The 1,150-nt window shown below is 63.7% G+C and carries 1 protein-coding gene; it reads right to left on the bottom strand.

Translation table 11 applies throughout. The features are described 5' to 3' along the window. Positions 1-1,084: diguanylate cyclase domain-containing protein (locus AC4FAH_RS07805; protein ID WP_490245856.1), on the bottom strand; the 1,084-nt coding region annotated here is incomplete at its 3' end. Positions 1,085-1,150: the final 66 nt, after the last annotated feature.

Below are 1,150 nucleotides of genomic sequence, written 5' to 3'. Positions count from 1 at the left end.
TTGATGTCGGCGCGGGCTGTGGGTGCAGCCAGGAAGGCAGGCGACTGGCGGGGGCTTCCAGGTTCGAGGCCTGGAAATCGCCGGCCTGGTATTCGCAGGAAGAGTACTCCACCGGCGTGTGCACCCTGAAGCCGTGCTTGCCGTGGTGCTTGACCCGGTACATCGCCTGATCGGCCCGTTCCAGCGCCAGCCCGAAGCGATTGTCGGCATCGCGCCCGAAGCAGATGCCGATGCTCAGGCCGATGCGGCCGAGGCCACCGCTGATCTCGAGGGGATGCGCGAAGCGCTCCAGCCAGCGACGGGCAATATGTTCGACACGCGGCAGTGACATGCGGGGCAGCTGAAAGAGGAATTCATCGCCGCCGAAACGCGCCGAGAGATGATGGTGGATGCCCAGCCGATGCAGCTCATCGTTCAGACCATGCGCGACCAGCACCAGCACTTCGTCGCCGGCACGATGGCCGAACTGGTCATTGACCTGCTTGAAGCCGTCGAGGTCGATGAAGATCAAGGCACTGTCGTCGGCCAGCGGTCGCTGATGCCAGCTGTTGATGGCCTGGCGATTGGCAAGACCCGTCAGGGCATCGGTGCTGGCCAGCGCATTGAGGCGCGATTCGTAGTCCTTCTCATGACTGATGTCGGTATGCGTGCCCAGCAGGCGCAGGGCATTGCCGTGCTCATCGCGCTCGACCACCCGCCCGCGATCGGCGACCCAGGTGATGCTGCCGTCGCGGGCCAGCATGCGATGCACGACCTGATAGACCTCGGTGCGCCCCTCAAGGTGATCATTGAGGTTGGCGAGCACTTCGTCGCGGTCTTCCGGGTGCAGGTGCTCACGCCAGACATCGAAATGGGCGTTCAGCTCGCCGGGCTGATAGCCCAGCATGCGCCCCCAGCGATAGTTGAAGATGGTGAGCTTGCCGCTGGGCACTTCGAGTTGCCAGAGGCGCAGGCCGGTACCGTCGAGCGTCGTCGACAGTTTCTCTTCCAGCCCCGCTAGTCGGCGTTCAAGGCGAGCCTTGTCGCGTTCCATCTGCTGGAGTGCTTGTTCCAGTGATTGTTCACGCAGACTCTTGCGTGCCATGCCAGGCCCCCGGTCGACTCCTTGTCCTGCATCCTGTTTATCCATCGGCACCACGGCGGACTCCCT

The organism is Cobetia sp. (genome assembly GCF_983723665.1).
This window is presented reverse-complemented; position numbering and strand designations above follow the sequence as displayed.